This window comes from Shewanella sp. LC6, assembly GCF_006385735.2.
GTDB lineage: Bacteria > Pseudomonadota > Gammaproteobacteria > Enterobacterales > Shewanellaceae > Shewanella > Shewanella xiamenensis.
The window spans coordinates 887,056-905,548 of record NZ_CP043902.1 but is presented as its reverse complement, the minus strand read 5'-3'; the positions used below and the strand labels follow the sequence as shown (position 1 = coordinate 905,548).

18 protein-coding genes are annotated in these 18,493 nt (G+C 44.5%); 3 read left to right on the top strand and 15 right to left on the bottom strand.

Going from position 1 to position 18,493, the window contains the following annotated elements; genetic code table 11:
* Positions 1–23: 23 nt before the first annotated feature.
* Positions 24–827 (bottom strand): tRNA cyclic N6-threonylcarbamoyladenosine(37) synthase TcdA, encoded by an 804-nt coding sequence (tcdA, locus tag FJD32_RS04105; RefSeq protein ID WP_140906612.1) that lies wholly within the window; start codon positions 825–827, stop codon positions 24–26.
* Positions 828–1,711: 884 nt separating this feature from the next.
* Between tcdA and FJD32_RS04100 the strand changes: the two genes are divergently transcribed.
* Entirely contained in the window at positions 1,712–2,827 is a 1,116-nt protein-coding gene (locus FJD32_RS04100; RefSeq protein WP_055647705.1) for a porin, read from the top strand.
* A 193-nt stretch (positions 2,828–3,020) separates the two neighbouring features.
* Here the strand turns inward: FJD32_RS04100 and parC are convergent, their stop codons facing one another.
* From parC to nudF, 7 genes are read right to left on the bottom strand one after another with little or no spacing between them, the layout of a single operon-like run.
* The gene (parC, locus tag FJD32_RS04095; RefSeq protein WP_055647704.1) at positions 3,021–5,297 is read right to left on the bottom strand and encodes a DNA topoisomerase IV subunit A; all 2,277 of its coding nucleotides are present in this window, start codon (positions 5,295–5,297) and stop codon (positions 3,021–3,023) included.
* Positions 5,290–6,465: a PQQ-dependent sugar dehydrogenase gene (locus FJD32_RS04090; protein WP_140906613.1), complete on the bottom strand. Its 1,176-nt coding sequence runs from the start codon at positions 6,463–6,465 to the stop codon at positions 5,290–5,292. The genes parC and FJD32_RS04090 overlap by 8 nt, the downstream gene beginning before the upstream one ends.
* A gap of 52 nt (positions 6,466–6,517) precedes the next feature.
* A complete protein-coding gene (gene parE / locus FJD32_RS04085) occupies positions 6,518–8,404 on the bottom strand; it encodes a DNA topoisomerase IV subunit B (protein WP_037428014.1) in 1,887 nt (628 codons plus the stop codon).
* Between the two features lie 56 nt (positions 8,405–8,460).
* On the bottom strand, positions 8,461–9,036 hold the full coding sequence (locus tag FJD32_RS04080; RefSeq protein WP_140906614.1) for a YqiA/YcfP family alpha/beta fold hydrolase: 576 nt from the start codon (positions 9,034–9,036) through the stop codon (positions 8,461–8,463).
* 26 nt (positions 9,037–9,062) lie between these two features.
* Positions 9,063–9,899, bottom strand: a complete 837-nt coding sequence (cpdA, locus tag FJD32_RS04075; RefSeq protein ID WP_140906615.1) for a 3',5'-cyclic-AMP phosphodiesterase — start codon at positions 9,897–9,899, stop codon at positions 9,063–9,065.
* A 15-nt stretch (positions 9,900–9,914) separates the two neighbouring features.
* Complete coding sequence (locus FJD32_RS04070) at positions 9,915–10,355, bottom strand: DUF1249 domain-containing protein (protein ID WP_037422150.1); 441 nt, start codon at positions 10,353–10,355, stop codon at positions 9,915–9,917.
* 12 nt (positions 10,356–10,367) lie between these two features.
* Positions 10,368–10,970 (bottom strand): ADP-ribose diphosphatase, encoded by a 603-nt coding sequence (nudF, locus tag FJD32_RS04065; RefSeq protein ID WP_037422148.1) that lies wholly within the window; start codon positions 10,968–10,970, stop codon positions 10,368–10,370.
* A 241-nt stretch (positions 10,971–11,211) separates the two neighbouring features.
* On the opposite strand from nudF, the gene tolC reads away from it, so the two are divergent.
* Positions 11,212–12,519, top strand: coding sequence for an outer membrane channel protein TolC (gene tolC / locus FJD32_RS04060; protein WP_037422145.1), 1,308 nt, complete (start codon positions 11,212–11,214; stop codon positions 12,517–12,519).
* 66 nt (positions 12,520–12,585) lie between these two features.
* On the opposite strand, the gene FJD32_RS04055 is transcribed toward tolC, so the two are convergent.
* From FJD32_RS04055 to FJD32_RS04045, 3 genes are read right to left on the bottom strand one after another with little or no spacing between them, the layout of a single operon-like run.
* Positions 12,586–13,323: a TIGR04219 family outer membrane beta-barrel protein gene (locus tag FJD32_RS04055; RefSeq protein ID WP_037428021.1), complete on the bottom strand. Its 738-nt coding sequence runs from the start codon at positions 13,321–13,323 to the stop codon at positions 12,586–12,588.
* 2 nt (positions 13,324–13,325) lie between these two features.
* Entirely contained in the window at positions 13,326–14,294 is a 969-nt protein-coding gene (locus FJD32_RS04050) for a DUF2333 family protein (RefSeq protein ID WP_037422138.1), read from the bottom strand.
* Between the two features lie 11 nt (positions 14,295–14,305).
* Positions 14,306–14,788, bottom strand: a complete 483-nt coding sequence (locus tag FJD32_RS04045; RefSeq protein ID WP_140906616.1) for a copper chaperone PCu(A)C — start codon at positions 14,786–14,788, stop codon at positions 14,306–14,308.
* Between the two features lie 34 nt (positions 14,789–14,822).
* Between FJD32_RS04045 and FJD32_RS04040 the strand changes: the two genes are divergently transcribed.
* Positions 14,823–15,560, top strand: coding sequence for an enoyl-CoA hydratase-related protein (locus tag FJD32_RS04040; RefSeq protein WP_037422131.1), 738 nt, complete (start codon positions 14,823–14,825; stop codon positions 15,558–15,560).
* A 139-nt stretch (positions 15,561–15,699) separates the two neighbouring features.
* On the opposite strand, the gene FJD32_RS04035 is transcribed toward FJD32_RS04040, so the two are convergent.
* The 4 genes from FJD32_RS04035 to FJD32_RS04020 form a co-directional block, all read right to left on the bottom strand.
* Positions 15,700–15,900 carry a PspC domain-containing protein gene (locus tag FJD32_RS04035; RefSeq protein WP_037422129.1) on the bottom strand — a complete coding sequence of 67 codons (201 nt, stop codon included), beginning with the start codon at positions 15,898–15,900 and terminating at the stop codon, positions 15,700–15,702.
* 144 nt (positions 15,901–16,044) lie between these two features.
* The gene (locus FJD32_RS04030; protein ID WP_037422125.1) at positions 16,045–16,338 is read right to left on the bottom strand and encodes a hypothetical protein; all 294 of its coding nucleotides are present in this window, start codon (positions 16,336–16,338) and stop codon (positions 16,045–16,047) included.
* Between the two features lie 207 nt (positions 16,339–16,545).
* Entirely contained in the window at positions 16,546–17,553 is a 1,008-nt protein-coding gene (gene dusA, locus FJD32_RS04025) for a tRNA dihydrouridine(20/20a) synthase DusA (protein ID WP_055647699.1), read from the bottom strand.
* 229 nt (positions 17,554–17,782) lie between these two features.
* Positions 17,783–18,457, bottom strand: coding sequence for a Fe2+-dependent dioxygenase (locus tag FJD32_RS04020; RefSeq protein ID WP_055647698.1), 675 nt, complete (start codon positions 18,455–18,457; stop codon positions 17,783–17,785).
* Positions 18,458–18,493: the final 36 nt, after the last annotated feature.

The following is an 18,493-nucleotide window of genomic DNA, read 5'->3' as shown; positions in this document are numbered from 1 at the left end:
AGAACAAAAACATACAAATTGGATTATTCGTTAGCTAATTGTGCCAATCGAGAAAGGACACGGCTCGCCGCTACAAATCCAAAAGTACCAGTGACCATAGTCACAGCACCAAACCCCGAAGCACAATCCATCCGCATGCTACCATCGGCGGTGGCTTTGGTACTACAAACCGAGCCATCAGCTTGAGGGTAAACAAGCTGTTCACTAGAAAAAACGGCATCCACAGCAAAACGACGTTGTAAATTTTTGGAGAAGTTATATTCACGGCGAAGAATATTACGCACTTTTGCAAGCAACGGATCTTGATAGGTCTTAGCCAAATCAGTCAGTTGGATCTGTGTTGGATCAACTTGCCCACCAGCACCACCTACGGTCACTATCTTGATTTTTTGACGTTTGCACCAAGCAATAAGCGCTGCTTTTTGTTTAACCGCATCAATACAATCAACAACATAATCAATATTGCCGTCTGACTGAGAACCTAGTAAATAGTTACCCAGATTGTCGACCGTAATAAAATCTTCTACTTCATTGACTTGGCAATCAGGATTAATCTCGCGGATCCGTTTGGCCATAACCGCAACCTTAGAATCGCCAATAGTTGAGGTAAGCGCATGAATTTGACGGTTAGTATTGGTCACGCAGATATCATCTAAATCAATTAAGGTAATTTGACCAATACCACTCCTTGCCAATGCCTCAGCCGCCCAAGTGCCCACACCACCAATACCAATTACCACGACATGAGATGCTGCAAATTTCGCAAGCGCTTTTTGCCCGTACAAGCGGCCTATGCCACCAAAGCGATTTTGATAGGCTTCAGTCATCAATACTTACCTTATTTATATCTAGCGAACCCGGCCGCAACGAGAATGAGGAGAAACACTTACCAACGCAGCATAATGCATGAAAAATGCGCCGAAGATTCTAAACGATTTAAGCCAAAAACCGAAATCAAACTCAACCCATGAGCTAAAAGATGCAGCTAGATATTAAATTAAACCACTCGGCTTTCCTAAGGCACTGAGCAGACATGTTTGCACGAATGCAAATGTAAGCGCTAAACCCACGTTGATTGACGGCTTTACTCGTCAATAATCATTTCTCGTATCGCAAGCACAAGCTTGCCAGAACGAATAAAATTCACACTCAAAACGTCAATACGTCCTAATACTATGGTCTAGGATCATGGCTATCGCATTGAAGTTATGCTTATGCTAGCTGAGTTAATACAATATCTAAACAATAGAACAGCAGCATCAACTAAATAATTGATTTTAAACGCATTTAACAAGAGCCTCGCAGGTATTTTGTTGCTAAAAAGTAACTTTACTTGTTTTTTTTATTGTACTCGGTACCCAATAACACCAACTCACGCGTATATGACAAACTTGCGACAACATTAGTATATGCTACAGTTAGGCCCGCCGGTCTGTATATGCTACGGCACTTCGCATACCTCTTTAGTAGTATGCCAAAAATACAGTTTTATCTCTTACACGCCGATTTTCGGTCAAGTGATAGGGAAATGTCCTAAAAAACCCCGAATACAGGCAAGGAGAGCTAAAAACTTGATCTATGACACAGCCTGCAAGGCATAAAACTGTAAAAATCGGCGGCAACTTTGTTACTTATTTCTGTAACAAACGTGTTAAACCACACAAAAACCATGAAAAATGGATAAGAACTTAGGTTCGAGGGAGCACAAAACATGAAAAAGACATTCATCTCTGCATCAGTTGCATCAGTATTAGCGCTGGCTTCATTCGGTGCGCTAGCCGAAGGCCCAAGCTTCTATGGTCGTTTAGAGCTTGCATTAACTAATACTGAAACAGGTGCAACTCTACAATCAGGCACCAATGGTGTTGACACAGCAAACTATGCTGATGAAAACAATGCTGGTACCTATTTAGAAAATAACTTCTCACTGTTAGGTGTTAAAGGTACTGAGAAGATCGCTGATGGCTATGATGTTGTTTATCAAATGGAATTCCAAGTTGAAAACACTTCTGGCTCAGGTGATGTGTTCAAAGCTCGTAACACTTTCTTAGGTTTAAAAACTAATGCAGGTACTGTATTAGTAGGTCGTAATGACACTGTATTCAAACAAGCAGAAGGTAACGTAGACGTATTTGGTAACACCAACGCCGATATCGACCGTTTAGTCAGCGCACAAACTCGTAGCGCAGACGGTGTTTGGTACTACTCTCCAAAAATCGCTGATTTAGTGACCTTAAACGCCACTTATCTATTTGATGATAACGACACTACTGCAAAAACCACCGAAAGCTTATACGCTCTGAGCGCGACTCTGGGTGATAGCAAGTTCAAAGATCAAAACTACTATGTCGCTGTAGCTTACAACAAAGGTATCGCTGGTGTTGACGCATACCGCGGTGTTGCTCAAGTTAAATTTGGTGACTTCAAAGTGGGCGGTTTATTCCAACAATCTGAAGATGTTGTGAATAGCGATAAAGATGGTAACACCTATTTTGTAAACGTAGTTTACACCTTAAACGGTGTTAACCTGAAAGCCGAATACGGCTTTGATGAAGCAGGTTTTGGTAATTACTACAAAAACGTAAACAAATATACTGTTACTTCGACTGATCCAGTAACAGGTAAAGATGTTATCACCAATAAGTCTTGGTCAGGTACTGATATCAGCGTGCAAAACTTCAACGTGGGTGCTGACTACCGTTTCTCTAAATCAACTATGGTATACGGTCAATACGCAATGTACCGTGGTGACCATGTCGTAGCAGGTAACAAAGTAGACCTACAAGACGACAACGTATTCTCTGTTGGTGTACGTTACGACTTCTAATATCCTTACGGATATTCGCTAATAAAAACCTACCGCAAGCGGTAGGTTTTTTTATGCCTTGTATTTAAGAAAAGTGACTCTGTAGCGCATAACTCTGAGAATAAAAAAGCCACTCCAGTGAAACTTGAGTGGCTTTGATTAACGGTTTTGATAACTTCTGCTGGCTACCTCTTACGCAGCCTCAAATTAACAGTTAAATGCTAGGCAAGACCTCAGCACCTTCGCCTAATTCCACACTATCAACACGCTGTAATCCACGTGGTAATTTTGCCCCACGACGTCCGCGCTCACCGCGATAATGCTCTAAATCACTTGGTTTAAGTGTGAGTTTGCGCTTACCCGCCCACAAGGTAACTGGAGTATCTGCTGGCACAAGTTGTAAATGTGTCATTAACTCTTCACGGTTTTTAGCGCGCTCGCTTGGAATACCGATAATCTTATTACCTTTACCCTTAGATAATTGCGGCAATGCTTCCAATGAAAACAGTAGCATACGACCTTCATTGGTGATGGCAAGGATAGACATCTCTCGATTACGATCAATCGGTTTGGGTGATAAAGACTTGGCATTCGTCGGTAAACTCAATAGCGCTTTACCCGCCTTATTACGAGACACCATGTCATTGAAAGTACAAATAAAGCCATAACCTGCATCGGTTGCTAAGAGGAAGCATTGCTCGTCTTCCCCCAAAATAACATGCTGCATGGTCTCACCAGATGCCATATTAAAGCGCGTAGTAATGGGCTCACCTTGGGTACGAGCCGATGGCAGACTATGACTATCGGTGGCAAAGGCGCGACCGGATGAGTCAATAAACACTGCCACCTGATTACTACGCCCGATGGCACTACAGAGATATTGATCGCCCGCCTTATAGGATAAAGACTCGGCATCAATATCATGGCCCTTAGCACAACGCACCCAACCTTTTTCTGATAACACCACAGTCACAGGTTCACTCGGGGTAAGCTCTTGCTCTGTTAAGGCGCGGGACTCATGGCGTTCTACAATAGGAGAGCGGCGATCATCGCCATAGGTCTCACCATCTTGGATTAATTCTTTCTTAATTAAGGTTTTTAAACGGCGCTCAGAACCTAATAATTGCTCTAACTTTTCACGTTCAGCTTCGAGTTCGTCCTGCTCAGCCTTGATCTTAAATTCTTCTAACTTAGCTAAATGGCGTAATTTTAACTCGAGGATGGCCTCAGCCTGCTTGTCTGTCAGGTTAAAACGCGCCATCAACTCCGCTTTGGGCTCATCATGAAAACGAATGATCTCAATGACTTCATCAATATTGAGAAAAGCGATCATTAACGCTTCAAGGATATGTAAACGCGCCAACACTTTATCTAAACGATATTCTAGGCGACGTCTTACGGTATCGACACGAAACTCAAGCCATTCGGTGAGTAAGTCTTTTAGGCCCTTAACTCTTGGACGACCATCAAGGCCCAGTACGTTAAGGTTTACCCTAAAACTTTTCTCAAGATCGGTAGTCGCAAACAAGTGCGCCATCAGTTGATCGCAATCGACGCGATTTGAGCGCGGTACAATCACTAAGCGAACGGGATTTTCATGGTCAGACTCATCACGCAAGTCAGCAACCATAGGCAATTTTTTCGCCTGCATTTGAGCAGCAATCTGCTCTAAAATCTTACCACTACCCGCCTGATGTGGTAGCGCGGTGATCACTATTTCACCGGCTTCGACAGTATAAACCGCACGGGCTTTTAAGGAGCCCCGCCCAGTTTCATAGATTTTGGCAATATCGGCAGACGGGGTGATGATCTCAGCTTCTGTAGGATAATCAGGCCCTGGCACATAGGCCATCAACTGCGCAAGGTCGAGTTTGGGATCGTCCAAAAGCGCAACGCAGGCATTCACTAACTCTCTAGCATTATGTGGCGGTATATCTGTCGCCATGCCCACCGCAATACCAGTGATGCCGTTCAGCAAAATATGAGGTAAACGTGCAGGCAGCACTTTGGGCTCTTTTAACGTGCCATCGAAGTTCGCCCCCCAGTCAACCGTACCTTGTCCCAGCTCAGATAATAACAACTCAGAAAACTTTGACAGGCGCGCCTCGGTATAACGCATTGCTGCAAATGACTTAGGATCGTCTGGTGCCCCCCAGTTTCCTTGACCATCTACGAGTGGATAACGATATGAAAATGGCTGCGCCATCAGCACCATCGCCTCATAGCAGGCACTATCGCCATGGGGATGGTACTTACCTAATACGTCACCCACTGTACGAGCTGATTTTTTATGCTTTGATTGAGCCGATAAACCAAGCTCGCTCATAGCATAAATAATCCGTCGTTGTACGGGTTTAAGGCCATCACCAATATGGGGTAAGGCTCGGTCCATAATGACGTACATGGAATAATTCAGATAAGCTTCTTCGGTAAAGCGCCGCAATGGCATCTGCTCTACGCCATCCAAGCTTAACTTGATTGCGTCACTCATTTTCTTCTAGTTCCTGTGGTTCTTCAGTATTATCGCCATCCCTATAGAACAGTCGATACAGGTTACCTTTCAAATCATCCGAGATGTACATGGCCCCATCTTCACCGTACAATAATCCATAGGGGCGGGCGACAGGAAACTCACCGTCGAGAAAACTCACTACGGTTTCGCGACTGACCACCTGTTGATTCTCAAGCTTCAACATGACGATTTGATAACCGACTTTGCTTGAACGGTTCCAAGAACCATTTTCAGCAACAAACAATTGGTTATGATAGATTTCTGGGAATTGCTTACCACGGTAAAATGCCAGTCCCGTTGGTGCAACGTGTGCAGGCAGTTCGTATATCGGTACAGAAATTTTTAAATTTTTTGGCTTTTCATAGGCAGGTTCGACCACGGATGATGCGTGTAAATACGGAAAGCCATAATGGCTGCCCGCCACATCGATGCGGTTAATCTCATCGGGGGGTAAGTTATCGCCCATCCAATCGCGTCCTTGATCGGCAAACCACAATTTGCCGTCTTGAGGAGACCAGTCAAAACCTGTCACATCGCGAATACCTGACGCAATTTGCTCACTGGCGCCGGTATCCACATTAATCGCAATAATACTGCTATAGGGTGCGCTCGCTTCACACACGTTACAAGGTGCACCGATAGAGACATAGAGCCTGCCATCAGGACCAAAATTCATCGCTCGTGCACTTTTCTTATCTGACTCTGGTAAATCGCTATAAATCTCTTTAGGACGACTTGGACGGCGTAAGCGCTGCTCGATATCAATAAAGCGGACAATTCGGTTTTCAGTTGCCACAAACAGATCACCATTATGGAACGCGATCGCATCGGGAGACTCTAACCCCTTGGCGATGACATAACGCTTGTCTACACGACCATCTTGATTACTATCAACAAGCGCATGCACTGTGCCACTCTTATTGGAGCCGACAAATAAGGTGCCATTTGCCCCCATCGCAAGCTGTTTGGCATCCCCAAGATCGGAAGCATAGAGCGATAAACCAAATCCCTTTGAGACGGTAATCATGATCGACTGAGACCCTGCAATCGCCGTCTGGATCGGTAACAAAGCCAGACTCACCAGTAGGGTCCAATAGGCAGAGAACACCTTTAAACATTTATAATTATTCGTTTTAATATACAACATGGTAATTTTCTTTATGCCTAAGTGTTATTGTTATCGGCAATAGTGCACAACATTAAAGTACCGCCATGTCACCCTTATCTTCGAGCCAGTTTTTACGATCGGGTGAACGCTTCTTAGCTAACAGCATATCCATAAGAGAATCAGTTTCTTCCGCATCATCAATAGTTAACTGCACTAAACGGCGAGTATTAGGGTCCATTGTCGTTTCACGCAATTGCAGTGGATTCATTTCACCCAGACCTTTAAAGCGTGTTACTTGAACTTTACCTTTTTTATTCTCAGCGCTGATACGATCGAGAATACCTTCTTTTTCAGCCTCATCTAAAGCGTAATAAACATCTTTACCTATATCGATACGGAACAGTGGCGGCATGGCGATATAAACATGCCCCTGCTCAACCAACACTCGGTAATGTTTCAGAAACAGTGCACAGAGTAAAGTCGCAATATGCAATCCATCAGAATCGGCGTCGGCGAGAATGCAGATTTTGCCATACCTTAACTCAGAAATATCATTGCTATCGGGATCACAACCAATTGCCACCGAAATATCATGTACTTCCTGCGACGCTAATACCTGAGATGCATCCACTTCCCACGTATTTAAGATTTTACCACGTAGCGGCATAATAGCTTGAAACTCACGGTCTCTAGCCTGTTTAGCACTGCCTCCCGCAGAATCCCCTTCCACAAGGAAGAGTTCGCCGCGCATTGGATCTTGGCCACTACAATCGGTCAATTTACCCGGTAATGCGGGACCTGATGTGACTTTTTTACGGGCGACTTTTTTGGCTGCTTTTAAGCGTTTTTGCGCGTTATTAATACACATTTCAGCCAATGACTCGGCTAATTCGGTATTCGAATTTAACCAAAGCGAAAATGCATCACGCACGATACCTGAAACAAAGGCTGAGCTTTGACGGCTCGAAAGCTTCTCTTTGGTTTGTCCCGCAAACTGCGGGTCTTGCATTTTCACTGACAGAATGAAGGCTGCGCGATCCCAAATATCCTCAGGAGAGAGCTTAATCCCGCGGGGGATGAGATTACGAAACTCACAAAACTCGCGCATCGACTCTAGCAAACCTTGGCGAAAGCCATTCACATGGGTTCCACCCAATGGCGTTGGGATCAAGTTGACATAACTTTCGTTGATCGACTCCCCGCCCTCTGGCAACCAGGTAATAGCCCAATCTGCCGCCTCAATTTGCCCCTTAAAACTACCGATAAAAGGCTCTTCCGGCAGCATGATATTATCGCCTACTGCCGTCTTAAGATAATCGGTTAAGCCACTCTCGTAGTACCACTCATGCACTTCGTTAGTGTGCTTATTAGTGAATTTAATTCTAAGACCGGGGCACAATACTGCTTTGGCACGCAGTAAATAGATGAGTTTGGAATTGGAGAAATTCGCCGAATCAAAATAACTCGCATCAGGCCAAAAATGTACTCGAGTACCGGTATTGCGCCGACCGCAGGTACCACTGACTCGTAGATCTTCGACTTTAAAGCCATTTTCGAAAGCCATATCATACACTTGGCCATCTCGGCGCACAGTGACTTCAACTCTGCGAGACAGGGCGTTAACGACTGAAATCCCTACACCATGCAAACCACCAGAGAATTGATAATTTTTATTTGAAAATTTACCGCCGGCATGGAGTTTAGTCAGGATCAGCTCGACCCCAGGAATACCTTCTTCGGGATGAATATCCACTGGCATACCACGACCATCGTCAGTGACTTCCAGTGAGTTATCTGTGTGGAGCACAACTTCGATTTTAGTGGCATGGCCAGCTAAGGCTTCATCGACACTGTTATCTATGACCTCTTGGCCTAAATGGTTAGGTCGGCTGGTATCGGTATACATACCTGGACGGCGTTTAACTGGGTCAAGTCCGTTAAGAACTTCAATGGCGTCAGAGGTGTATTGATTAGTCATAGTGTACGCTATAGGTTGTTATATCCGGCCATGTTGCGGCTGTGGATGACGATTTGTCAAGGTAAGTGTAAAAATTGGCTTACAGTTTGCAGATATCGCTCATAACCCACAAAACTGTGATCACCACCGGATTCAATCCGTAATTGGCAATGATGATATTTATGCAGTGCTTCGCGATAATCCAGCACTTCATCGCCCGTTTGCAATAGTACCAAAAAACGATCGGGATTGCGGATAACAGCCGTATTAAATTCAGCCACTTCCTGCTTATGCTCTGGCAATACCTGATAATGCTCTTCGGTATAAGGGTTAAATTGCGACCCCATAAATTCATCAAACAGTTCAAAGGGTTTTACTGCCGGATTCACCAACACGGCTCGGCCACCATAATGCTCAGCCAAGTAACTGGCAAAATAACCCCCTAAGGACGAGCCAATATAGTTAAGCGGCTCACCCGCTTGTAAAGCCTCCTCAACATAGCGCTGTAGTAAGGCCATCGCTGCTTTGGGGGTATTGGGTAACTGTGGCTGATGAAAAGTGACGGACGGGTGATGCTCGGCCATATATTGTGCCGTCATCACCGCTTTATCAGAGAAAGGAGAACTGTTGAATCCGTGAATATAGAGCAGCATAGTTCCTCAAGCTGCGGTCACTCGCGTTAATAACCGCTGGAATCTTTATCGGGGGAAAACAGATTTCCCGGTACGCGATACACATTAGTGCTGATGCTACCATCGGCCTTGAGCTCCAGCAAACGATAACCGGGTTGCAGTCCATCGAGGGCAAAATAAGGCGATTGCGGTTTAAACTGGATACAAGTAGAAGGTGTCGCCATTAATTGCAACGCACCATGGGGACCATCGTAAAGGCTATCCAATTGTTGATGCACATGGCCCCAAAGCAAAGCTTTGACTTGCGGGTATTTAGCGACACGCTTTAAAAATTCCGTCCCATTATCCATGCAGTGTTGGTCTAACCAAGCACAATTAACCAAAATAGGATTATGATGCATCACCAGTAAGGTATGGCGGTCTGGATGTGCGGCTATAGCCTGTTCAATGAGTTCGAATTGACTCGCGGCCATATGACCACCAGGTTTTCCTCTCACGGTGGAATCCAGCATCAAAATTTGCCATTTACCAACTAAGATACGTTGCTGGCCAAAAATCCGCTCGCCCTGCATATGCAAAAACATGATCCGCGGATCATCATGATTACCCGGAAGATAATGGCAAGGTAAATTGAGCGGGGCGACCGCTGACACAAATTGGCGATAGGACTCAGGGGAATAATCTTGACTTAAATCACCTGTGGCAAGCATAAGATGCGCAGGGTAATTGACGGCACGGATGGTATTGAGTACCGCGGCCAAACTTTTGCTGGTATTAACACCAAGTAGCTGAGCTTCAGGATCGGCAAAGAGGTGCGGGTCGGTGACTTGCACTATGCGCACACTTTCATCAGCTACAGAGTAAGAGATAGCCTCTTTCAGCACATTGAATACCCAATTCTAAGACTGGCAAACCAAACGTTGTTGGCCACCAATCTTCAATAATTCTCCCAGGAATGCATTTACCTGGTACTTCTCATCACTATGATACATACGTAAATTGGGATAATCATACACTGGGCGCAGTTGGTAAATCTGTTGACCAGTTAACACTTCTGCTAATTTAGCATCATGATAAATTCTCACTAACACCTTGGGAATATTAACAAACTCCACTATTTGTAGTGGGCGTGAGATTTCAACTAATTGAGTATATTTGGTATTTTCTAAAATACGGATAACTAATACACCAAATTCACCTTCAAGTTGCCAAGATTGACCCACAGCAATATCCAGTGGCAACCACTTTTGCATATAGCCATAGTTACGCCCGCATAGCGCTAAAAAGTCGCTCACGTTGGGTTGATAACGCGGTTTTTGATGTGATGTTGAATGCGCCAAACCTTTTCCAACCTAAACCAGTTGCTGATAGTTTAATTGCAACCACTGCAATCCAATAACGGTCGATGCATTGTCTATTTCGCCATTAACGACACCGTGATAGGCAACCTCACGGTCTACAACATGCAATCGAATATCTTCGTGTTCGTCAGCTAATCCATGCAAACCTTGAGCTTGTGATGAATCCACCTCAGCCCAATAAAAATAGAAACGTTCAGTACTGCCACCAGGGCTTGCAAGATAACTGCTCACAAAATGGATGTGGCGAGCGGTCAAGCCAGTTTCTTCTAACAATTCGCGGTGCGCGACATCCTCTGGCGTTTCGTCGGGCGCAATCATACCCGCGACTAACTCCATAAGCCAAGGAGATTTAGTGGTTGCTAATGCAGGAAATCTAACTTGCTCAATCAACACAACCTTATCGCACTTAGGATCATAGGGCAGCACAACGACTGCATGGCCACGTTCAAAGACCTCACGGGTGACAGGCTGACTCCAGCCTCCAGCAAATAGCTTATGTTTGAAGGTAAATTGCTCTAAGGCAAAAAAACCTTGATATAGCGATTTTTTTTCGAGGATTTCAATATCTGTTTGCGAAAAAACCTGAGGCTTCATATCTTATCCTTAACAGTTAAATTTTCGCCTATTATCAAGGCAATTTGGCTCATTTTTAAATAAAATCTGTTACACTTCGCAGTTGACTTGAACGTGTGGGAGTTTTTAGACTCTACGTCATTAAGTTTTAGCTGTATCGGGAAGCGTCGGGAAGCGCAAACCGCCTTGGTAAAGGCATTACTTAGTCTAAACGAAGTTATATATTTCTCCTTTTGGAGATTTTGTCTAATAAGGACAGCAAATGAAATTTAAGATCCGTTCTCTATGCGTAGCATTAACTCTAGCCGCTTCCGCTCCTGCGGTTCAAGCAGATGATTTACTGCAAATTTATCAACAGGCACTGACAAGTGATCCACTCGTGTTGCAAGCGCAAGCGCAACGTAACGCTTTGTTTGAAAAGATTGAACAAAATCGTGCGCCACTGTTACCGACTATCAGTGCAAACGTGGGTTATGACAAGGCATGGAATGATCCTCGAGATGATAGCAGCGGCCTGACTGGCAACCTAAAGCTCAATCAAGTCATTTATGACCATAGTGCTTGGGTAGGTTTAAGCCTTGCGGAGAAAGCCGCTTCTCAAGCTGACTCAACCTATGCATCGGCACTGCAAAATTTGATCACTCGCGTGACTAAAGCCTACTTTGATGTATTAACGGCCAAAGATAACTACGAGTTCCAAGGTGCAGAAAAACGCGCGATTGAGCGTCAACTTGAGCAAACTAAACAACGTTTTGCCGTTGGTTTAACTGCGATTACTGACGTTCATGAAGCTCAAGCACAATATGACTTAGCCTCAGCCTCTGAAATTTTGGCAGAAAATACCCTTGCCAATAGTTATGAAGCACTGCGCGAAATCACGGGTATCGATCACAAAGCCTTAAACGTACTCGACACTAACCGCTTCTCAGCAGTCACACCAGCACCGAGTTCATCTAGTGATTGGTTAAAAATTGCCGAGACCAATAGCGTCGATCTAATGACTCAACGTATTGGCAAAGATATCGCTCAAGAGACCATTAGCCTCTATAAAGCAGGCCATATGCCATCACTAAGCTTAAATGCTGGTTATAGCAAAGGTTTAGAGCAAAAATTAGGTAATTCGAATGAACCTGATTTTGACAACATGAGCGCAGGCATTAACTTAAGTATTCCGATTTTTGAAGGCTTTAAAGTCTCATCACAAGTCAAAGAAGCGCAGTTCCAATATGTTGAGGCAAGCGAGAAGTTGGAACAAACCTACCGTAGCGTAGTGAAAAACGTTCGTAATAACTACAACAACGTGGGGGCGTCAATCAGCTCTATCCGTGCTTACGAACAGTCTGTAATTTCATCTGAAAGTGCATTAAAGGCTACGCAAGCAGGCTTCGAAGTTGGTACTCGTACTATTGTTGACGTATTGAACCGTACACGCGATCTGTACGACTCAAAACGTAAATTATCAGATGCGCGTTACAGCTACATCAACTCGATTGTTGCACTGAAACAAGCAGCGGGTACATTAAACGAAGATGATGTTATTGCTATTAACAACGGCCTAAAAGCTGAATAAGTTAAGCAATATTGTCCAATAAAAAAACCGCCAAGATTGGCGGTTTTTTATTGTCAGAATTACGACTTAGAAGTCAATTTCAACGCCAGCGAAATAGCCATCAAACTTTGAGTCAGCACTAATGCCAGAGAAATTATTCACATCAAAGGCAAACTCACGATAGCCAACGCGCACACGGGTATCCACCGCAACACCATCAAACTGCCAGCCTAAACCGACCGCATAATCGTGTACATTCGACTCATTCACCCCAAGCATTAAATCTGCAAAGCCAAATAAGCCTAAACCCGGCATGCTCACATGGGTACTGGCGTACCCCATAACAATTCCGCTATCTACGTCTTTCTCTTCTGGATGACCTGCATCTTGGACACGCAGAGAGCCATTCATCAACTTATAAGCTGCGCCCAAATCAAAAGATAAAATATCGTTATCCAGCAGTTCGTAATACAACACAAAATCGGTGTTGCTCAGATCGGTATAACTGGTCACATTACCTTTAAAATCATGACCATTAAAGCTGAAATCAGCGTTCGCCAAGCTACCTTTTTGATCAAGACTGTTTTCACGAATTTTCAGATTTGGCACAAAAGGCAGTGGGTGTTCAACGGCAAACCAATAGCTACCCTGCGCTGATGAGCTGTAGTCAAAACCTTGTTGTGGCTGACCTTTATCGGAAAAAGTACCGCTAGTATCGGCGCGCCAATAATCGCCACCTATTTTAAAACCAACCACAGTGGCCGCGTGAGCTGATGTAGCCATTATGCAGCCTAATACTGCACTGGCCAGGAGTATTTTTTTCATAATTAACCTTGAGATAGCAAGTTCGTTAAATCAATCACCGCGGCATTTGCACGGGATACATAGTTAGCCATAACCAATGAATGATTAGCGACTAGACCGAAACCACTGCCATTAAGCACAACAGGGCTCCAAACCGTTTGCTGAGTTGCCTCTAGTTCACGAATGATCTGTTTTAGGCTCACTTCAGCATTTTTCTTTTTCAGCACGTCAGCAAAATCGACTTCAACTGCACGCATAAAATTCAGTAATGCCCATGAGGCGCCTCGGCTCTCATAAAACACATCATCAATTTTCCACCAGCTGGTTTTCACCTGATGGCTGGCTAAATTAGGGGTTGATTGACGCGCAGCATTATCCCCCGCTAAATCGGTGTTAAGACGTTCTTGACCTACACTTGCAGATAACCGTTGCGACATACTGCCTAAACGTTTTTGCACTTCTTTGAGCCACTCATTAAGGTTATCTGCGCGGGCATAAAACTGTGCATCTTGATTATTCGGATCCATCATTCGCGCCCGGTACAACTTAAGTAGCTTAATACCATCGCGGTATTCGCTTTCAGCACTCGGCACTAACCAACTGGTATGGTCGATGTTTAACTTAGCCTGCGCTTCACTCAAATCTTTATCAGCGGTAGATTGCGACTGTGAACGGCTAAACTCTTTACGCATAATCAGCGCCAAATCACGCGCTTGCTCTAAAGCGCCATACTCAAAGGCGGGCATGTTATCCATAAAGATTGAGGGTGGCATAACATCATTCGATAGCCAACCACCTTGCTTATCCAGCAGCGTTTCAACGGTCATAATCAAAGAGGTTGTGGTCGCATAACCAACAACATTCTTTTCTGTGGCAGTAAGCTGTTGTGGCGTCAGCGGATCAGGCTCGATACTCCACCAGACACTCACAACATAACCAATTAAAACAACGCATAAACTAACTCCAGTGACCTTCTTCCATGTGATTTGCATCAAGCGACTCCTTAATGATGGTGATGATGCTCGGGTTCAGCAGCATTCTCGGCCTGCTTAGCGACAGGCAATGTAATCGTCATTTTTTCGCCATCGTTAAACTCTAATTGCAGCTTAACTTGCTGATCTAACACTAATGGAGCCTTAAGCCCAATTAGCATGACATGCTCCCCCGATGGCATCAGGGTTAATTTTCCATGGGATGGAATATCAAAGCCTTCAACATGGCGCATTTTTACCATACCTTGCTCTTCAATAATGGCATGCAATTGCGCTTCGTTCGCTACGTCGGTTGTCACGCCAATCAAGCGTACGGCTTTATCGTTGTGATTTTCGAGCGTAAAGTAAGCGGCAGTATTTGGAACGGTATCAGGCATTGCACGTACATGACCTTCAGTCATCACTACGTTGGCGAAAACAGAAAATGAAGCACAGGATAAGGCAACACAATTAAACATCTGTTTGAATATCGGTTTCAATGTCTTAAACTCCATGTCTACCCAATGTCGTCGTAAAGGAAAACAACCCATGAGTCATATACAGGTTCGGGATGATCAGGGCGTTCGTGTTATCAGCTTTAATCGCCCAGATAAACGCAATGCACTTGATCTTAATATGTATAAACAACTGACAGAATACCTGATCGAAGGTGAAGCAGACAACGACATTCGTGCCTTTATGCTCCATGGTGAAGATAATTGTTTCACCTCGGGCAATGATGTTGCAGACTTTTTGAAAAATAGTGACTTAGGGCCAAACCATCCTGCGGTACGCTTCTTATTTTGTTTATTAGAGCTCAAAAAACCACTGGTCGCTGCCGTTTCTGGTGCGGCTGTTGGTATTGGTACCACTGTGCTACTTCATTGCGATTTAGTTTACGCAGACAATACAGCTAAGTTTCAACTGCCCTTTGTTAATTTAGCCTTGGTCCCTGAAGCGGGCGCGAGTTTACTCCTACCCGAATTAGTGGGTTATCAAAAAGCAGCTGAATTATTGCTGCTCGGAGAAAGTTTTGATGCTGATACCGCCCACAGACTGAACATCATTAACGATGTGATCGCCCAAGAAGAGTTATTGGTTTATGCCTTTAACCAAGCGAAAAAACTAGCCAATCAACCACCGCAGGCGCTGCAAATTACCCGTCAATTGATGCGACCGCATAAAAACCGTGTGCAACACCAAATGCATCAAGAATTAGAACAATTTAGTGCAAGACTTAAAAGTGATGAAGCAAAAGCCAGATTCCAGGCTTTTCTTAAAAAGTGATACTCACTTAGCAAGTGCTCATTATTGGCATGAGGGTCAATGTGCCCTCTTGTTGATAGCATCTCGCTAACGATTGTGGCCATAAACGTGTATAGGCTGTCCCATTAATGTCCCACAATCTAGAGTACAAAAACTTGGCTTAAATCGGTCTTTTCCATTGTTCTACAAGCAAAGCCAACACAAAATACACCAGTAGACTCACGCCTGGCATAAACAGAATTGCCCCCGCCCATACCACTCGCGTCCAAAAACAGGACCAACCAAATTGCCACGCCATACCTGATGCAACACCACAGACCAAACGTTGTGAATTGTTCATTCGTATTTGCGCTCGTTTCATTTTGAACACCAAAATTTTATGAGTTACTTATCGCTGACACTATGCCACTGAAACCAGCAGATAATGCCTGAAAACAACGCGAGGCTAATCACTGGTAGCAGTAGCAAAGTCATTAGAGGTGCTACAAACCACATAGGCAGATCCTTACTTATTCGCGCTCAATTCACCTGTGGTTGCCGAATCAGTTTGGGTATCCGCGCTCAGTGTTAGTTGACTGTTAAAGTCATAGATACTTTCAGCCAGTTGCGTTTGCAGCGATAACACCAATTCACGCTTTGTATTCACTAACAACTCCTGCGCTTGGGTGCTAAGAGTTTGCTCAATGGCGCTCATAACATCAGATACAGGAGCCGCTTCAGCATGTGCTGTAACACTCGCCATTAATGCACCGAATAACACACTTGCTTGAACTGATTTTTTAACATTTGAAGTAAACATGATGTCGTCCCTTTCGATTGATTAACTTGACATAGGGACTATTACAAAGGGCGTGCCAACTTATCAAATAAAACCTAACGCACTAATTTAATTAGATTTAAAAATTTATTTTAAGCTAGAACGAGATAAGCGAGATATTTAGGAAAGGTAAAGTGGTGAAAAATACTACAACGTTTAGTGAATCTCACCACTTTTTAAATCGAATGATTATTGAGCAATTATTTCTGTTTGAATACTCAAATAAGCCTGCTTTACCACCTCTATGCCCGCACCGTTTTTATGGGCGTTTTCGCTTAAATAACGACGCCACGCACGGGCACCAGGCAAACCTTGGAATAAGCCAATCATATGGCGAGTGATATGATTTAGGCGTCCGCCCGCCTGCAAGTGAGCCTCGATATAGGGCACCATCGCTTCAATCACAGCCTCACGGCTAATCACCGTCTTCTGGCTGCCGCAGAGCAGTTGGTCAACCTGCGCCAACATATAAGGATTCTGGTAAGCCTCACGTCCTACCATCACACCATCTAAGTGCTGCAAGTGGGTTTGGGCCTGTTCAAGGCTAGTGATGCCACCGTTAATGCTGATATTAAGCGTCGGATAATCACGTTTGAGTTGATAAACACGTTCGTAGTCTAAGGGCGGGATCTCGCGATTTTCCTTCGGGCTTAAGCCTTGCAGCCAAGCCTTACGCGCATGGATTATAAACTCACCACAGCCTTTAGCCATGACAGTATCAATAAAGTGAGTCAAAAACTCATAGCTATCCTGCTCATCGATCCCGATGCGCGTTTTTACCGTCACAGGAATATCAACCACTTGCTTCATGGCATCGACACATTCAGCCACCAGCTCAGGTTCAGCCATCAAACAGGCTCCAAAGCGACCATTTTGCACCCGATCCGAAGGACAGCCCACATTGAGATTCACTTCATCATAACCGCGCTCAGCGGCCAGTTTGGCGCAGCGCGCAAGTTCAGCAGGATTAGAGCCGCCTAATTGTAATGCCAGAGGATGTTCCTCTTGGTTATAGGCAAGATAATCGCCACGGCCATGCAAAATCGCGCCGGTGGTCACCATCTCGGTATACAGCAAAGCATTAGCCGACATTAAGCGCGCAAAATAACGGTAATGACGATCCGTCCAATCGAGCATCGGTGCAATGGAAAAGGTGCGGTCGAGCTGTAGACCATCATTAAGATTATTTTTCAACACGTGACTATCGACTCAAGTAATTAAAATTTGCCAGTAAGTTCAAACTTTGAGGGATAAAGCGCCTTAACTTAAGCAGCAGATGAGCAATACAGCGCCAGCGTAAAAATACAAAAACAGTAAACGAGTTAACGTTTACTGTTTTATTGCCCCTCAGAGCAAGCGGGATTATACCCTAAACCGCCTGCTTTGTGGAGATAATGCAGGAACAGGAGCCGACTCTGAACCAAAGCTACAACTCGCTCCAACGCCTGAGCAAGTTATGATAAACACCCGTTAGATTAAACAGCTCTTGTTCAGGCGCGGCCTGCAACGTCAAAGATTGAATCGATTGATCGAGTTGAAATAACAAGCGGCGCTGCCCCTCATCGCGCACCATGCTCTGTAGCCACATAAAGGCGGCGGTTCGCTCACCTGATGTGACAGGCGTAACCTGATGTAAACTCGTTGACGGGTATAACACCAAAGATCCCGCCGCCAGCTTAATGCTTTGCTGGCCATAGGTATCTTGGATGACCAGCTCACCACCTTGATAAGTGTCTGGTTCGCTTAAAAATAAGGTGGCAGACAGATCGGTACGCACCATACCGTCACTCGTCGAGCGAATTGCATTGTCGATATGATAACCAAAGGTTTCTCCACCTTGATAACGATTAAACAAGGGCGGATAAAACTGTAATGGAAGTGCTGCCGAGACAAATAAAGGATGAGCTAACAAGCGCTCCATAATCAATTCACCGATGCCAATCGCAACGGGATCGTCTTTATCCAACTGCTGATTGCGCTTACGGGTACTCGCCATCACGCCTGATGTTTGATTGCCATCAATCCAAGTGCGAGCATCGAGTTGTTCACGTAACTGATTGACTTCTTGTTTAGAAAAAACATGAGGAATTTCAATAAGCATCTTCAAACCTTAAGGAAAGCATAAACATCAAAGGCA

Excerpts from the sequence above, each read along its gene's own strand:
- FJD32_RS04035 (WP_037422129.1), bottom strand. The coding sequence starts at position 15,900 with ATGAAACGAGCGCAAATACGAATGAACAATTCACAACGTTTGGTCTGT.
- parE (WP_037428014.1), bottom strand. The coding sequence starts at position 8,404 with ATGACTAATCAATACACCTCTGACGCCATTGAAGTTCTTAACGGACTT.
- FJD32_RS04020 (WP_055647698.1), bottom strand. The coding sequence starts at position 18,457 with ATGCTTATTGAAATTCCTCATGTTTTTTCTAAACAAGAAGTCAATCAG.
- parC (WP_055647704.1), bottom strand. The coding sequence starts at position 5,297 with ATGAGTGACGCAATCAAGTTAAGCTTGGATGGCGTAGAGCAGATGCCA.
- FJD32_RS04030 (WP_037422125.1), bottom strand. The coding sequence starts at position 16,338 with ATGTTTACTTCAAATGTTAAAAAATCAGTTCAAGCAAGTGTGTTATTC.
- FJD32_RS04045 (WP_140906616.1), bottom strand. The coding sequence starts at position 14,788 with ATGGAGTTTAAGACATTGAAACCGATATTCAAACAGATGTTTAATTGT.
- tcdA (WP_140906612.1), bottom strand. The coding sequence starts at position 827 with ATGACTGAAGCCTATCAAAATCGCTTTGGTGGCATAGGCCGCTTGTAC.
- FJD32_RS04100 (WP_055647705.1), top strand. The coding sequence starts at position 1,712 with ATGAAAAAGACATTCATCTCTGCATCAGTTGCATCAGTATTAGCGCTG.
- FJD32_RS04050 (WP_037422138.1), bottom strand. The coding sequence starts at position 14,294 with ATGCAAATCACATGGAAGAAGGTCACTGGAGTTAGTTTATGCGTTGTT.
- FJD32_RS04090 (WP_140906613.1), bottom strand. The coding sequence starts at position 6,465 with ATGTTGTATATTAAAACGAATAATTATAAATGTTTAAAGGTGTTCTCT.
- FJD32_RS04080 (WP_140906614.1), bottom strand. The coding sequence starts at position 9,036 with ATGCTGCTCTATATTCACGGATTCAACAGTTCTCCTTTCTCTGATAAA.
- FJD32_RS04055 (WP_037428021.1), bottom strand. The coding sequence starts at position 13,323 with ATGAAAAAAATACTCCTGGCCAGTGCAGTATTAGGCTGCATAATGGCT.
- nudF (WP_037422148.1), bottom strand. The coding sequence starts at position 10,970 with ATGAAGCCTCAGGTTTTTTCGCAAACAGATATTGAAATCCTCGAAAAA.
- tolC (WP_037422145.1), top strand. The coding sequence starts at position 11,212 with ATGAAATTTAAGATCCGTTCTCTATGCGTAGCATTAACTCTAGCCGCT.
- FJD32_RS04040 (WP_037422131.1), top strand. The coding sequence starts at position 14,823 with ATGAGTCATATACAGGTTCGGGATGATCAGGGCGTTCGTGTTATCAGC.